At 64.0% G+C, this 2,502-nt stretch carries 4 protein-coding genes and 1 pseudogene; 2 read left to right on the plus strand and 3 right to left on the minus strand.

Translation table 11 applies throughout. From position 1 onward, the window contains the following. Window positions 1–175, minus strand: a pseudogene (locus tag EN991_RS41270) (GcrA cell cycle regulator); the annotation flags it as partial. Window positions 176–288: 113 nt separating this feature from the next. Further along, window positions 289–579, minus strand: a complete 291-nt coding sequence (locus EN991_RS41275) for a hypothetical protein (RefSeq protein WP_224675015.1) — start codon at window positions 577–579, stop codon at window positions 289–291. 188 nt (window positions 580–767) lie between these two features. Here EN991_RS41275 and EN991_RS32065 point away from each other — a divergent pair, with 188 nt between their 5' ends. Further along, entirely contained in the window at window positions 768–1,472 is a 705-nt protein-coding gene (locus tag EN991_RS32065; protein WP_127370252.1) for a helix-turn-helix transcriptional regulator, read from the plus strand. Window positions 1,473–1,536: 64 nt separating this feature from the next. On the opposite strand, the gene EN991_RS32070 is transcribed toward EN991_RS32065, so the two are convergent. Continuing rightward, window positions 1,537–1,839, minus strand: coding sequence for a hypothetical protein (locus EN991_RS32070; RefSeq protein WP_024501757.1), 303 nt, complete (start codon window positions 1,837–1,839; stop codon window positions 1,537–1,539). A 187-nt stretch (window positions 1,840–2,026) separates the two neighbouring features. Here EN991_RS32070 and EN991_RS32075 point away from each other — a divergent pair, with 187 nt between their 5' ends. Further along, complete coding sequence (locus tag EN991_RS32075; RefSeq protein ID WP_027160847.1) at window positions 2,027–2,395, plus strand: hypothetical protein; 369 nt, start codon at window positions 2,027–2,029, stop codon at window positions 2,393–2,395. Window positions 2,396–2,502: the final 107 nt, after the last annotated feature.

Genomic DNA, 2,502 nt, shown 5'->3' on the forward strand with positions numbered 1-2,502 from the left:
TGGCAAAGCCGATCGCGCCGAGCATGGCGTTGCGGTGCACGATGCCGATGATGGCGTCGCGCGACACCGGACTGCCGCGCAACGCGCTGAACGCGACTGCAATCCTGGAGGCTGAGAGCCCATCCTTCAGCCAGCGGGCGATCTCGTGCAATTCCGCGTCGCTATAGCTTGCCATATCGAGCTCCATCCAAAGTTCGGCCGCGCGCCGTCGGGCAGCGTCAAGGTTCGACCCGGTCGCCAGGCCGCAGTCAGGTTGTTTTTCAAGAGCCGGCTCTCAGCCGGCCAGCCTCAGCCGGCTTGGGCCGATTTCCCGCCGGCAAGGTGCAGAAGCCGCGCTTCGGCCGTGTTTCTGTCCAGGGCGGAAACTGCCCTGCCCGTCAGCCTGTCGAACAGGATGACGGTGCCGTCCTCGGTGCGGATGCAGGATCGGCCTGCCGCAAAAACAGCGCCGGCGCCATGCCGGCCGAATTGGGGGCCGAAGCCGCTGGGAGCGGCGGCTCCGGCCGTTCCGGTCGCCGGAGACAGGCGGCGGACCGGACCCGAGGCTGGTGCGGTCAGGCACTGGGCCTCGGGCTTCATCCGGGCCGGGGAGGAGGACGGCCGGGATGAAAGGGAATGGGCGGTTATGACCGCCGGGCGCGCCTCGCGTGAGGCCGGCGACTCGGCGCCATCAAAGCTGGACAGGTTTTGCATGACCGGATATAAGCATAACTCGAAAATGGATGCAAGCCATTCTTTCATAGACGAGAGCGGCTTTCATCCCTCACATGGGCGCCATGGCAAAAACGGAACTGTCGATCAAGGTCGGAGCGGCGATCCGCAAGGCGCGCAAGCAGCGCGGCCTGGTCATGCGCCACATCGCCGAGCACAACGACACCGATGTCGCCGCCGTCGGCAACTGGGAAACCGGCCGCAATCTGCCCAAGACCGAGAACCTGCTGAAGACCGCCGCCTTCCTGCGCGTCGACCCGGTTGCGCTGGGCCAGGGGCAGGTCGTGTTTCTCGACGATGCCGGACCGGTTGCCGATGCGGAGATCGTCACCGATGCAGGTCCGCTACCCGCCAGCTCGATGGACATCGAGGTGCTGGGCGCGGCCGTCGGTGGCGACGATGGCGATTTCACCTTCAACGGCGAGCCGGCGGGTTACGTCCAGCGCCCGTCGGGCGTGCGCAACCTGCCGAAGGTGTTCGCCCTGCACGTGCTCTCGGATTCCATGGTGCCGCGTTACGAGCCCGGCGACCTGATCTATTGCGGCGGCCGCGACGCCGTACCGGGCGACCATGTGGTGATCGAGACCTTCCCGGAGGAAAACGAGCGCAACGGCAAGGCCTTCATCAAGAAGCTGGTCAAGCGCACGGCGGGCGAGCTGGTCGTCGAGCAGTACAACCCGCCGAAGACGCTGACCTTCAACCGCTACGCCATCAAACATGTCTGGCGCGTGATTCCGCTGAAGGAATTGCTGGGGTATTGAGCAAGGGATGCTCTTCCTTCTCCCCCTGCGGGAGAAGGAAGAACCAGCGCTGGCACCCTCCCACTCAAGCCCGCCGCGATCCCTCCAGCGGCACATCCCTGTCGCTCAGCATCCGCGCTTCGCTGCGCACGCGCTGGCGCTCGTCGACAAACGCCGCCTGGATCGAAATCGCCGTCCCCGGCAGTCCGTCGGCGCGGCAGGCCGAACAGACGATACGGCCCGACAGAGCGGACAGCGGCGTATTCCCCGTCACCCCGAACCGCTTCAGCTGATCGGGTCGCCACCACCTGTTGCGGCCACAATCGGCGCACTCGACCGAGATCGAAGCGACATGCGCGATCGTTGGTTCCTTGCCCGGCAATGCCATCGCCCCTGCCTCGTCTTTGTTCCTGATTTGTTCGCATATTCCTGTGTTTTACGCCGGGAGTCGAGTCGCAGTTTTCAAACTTTCCCAGAAGTTTTTCTTCTAGCGTAATTTGAGTTATGCTTTCATAAATGTATGAAAATGTGAGTCGGGCACGAACCTGCCCACTGCATCAGACCCGGGAGCGATAATGGACGCTTTTGCCGCCGATTTTGCCCGTTCCTGCGGCTACGCCGGCGACAGCCTGGCCTTGCTTGAAGCCTTCGAAGCAATCCGTCGCAGCGGCATCGCCCACGCCCGTCAGGATCACGTCAGGCGCAAGGCGGTGATCGACGAGTTGAAACCGTCGGAGGCGCTGTTCCTGGCCGCTATCGGTCCGGCACTCTCGGCGCAGGAGGTAATCGAGGACGCCGCCCGCTTCATAGCCTGCTGGCGCAACATACCGCGCTGGCGCCAGGAGCGGCGCCTGCCCGACCTGATCAGGGCCAAGCAGCAGCGCCTGGTGGCGCGCTATTTCCGCCGCCATGGCCACAGGCTCTGGGCAAGGGAAGCGGTGTGAGGACTGGACCAGCCATTTGCGGGTTCCATCAGCCATTTTTTCTTTCTAGACTGCGCAGGGGTGGCTGACCGTTCGACGTGCATAGTTTGGAATGTTCAAGACTGCCC

Origin of the sequence: Mesorhizobium sp. M7A.F.Ca.US.005.03.2.1 (genome assembly GCF_003997795.1) — a bacterium.
Classification (GTDB): domain Bacteria; phylum Pseudomonadota; class Alphaproteobacteria; order Rhizobiales; family Rhizobiaceae; genus Mesorhizobium; species Mesorhizobium ciceri.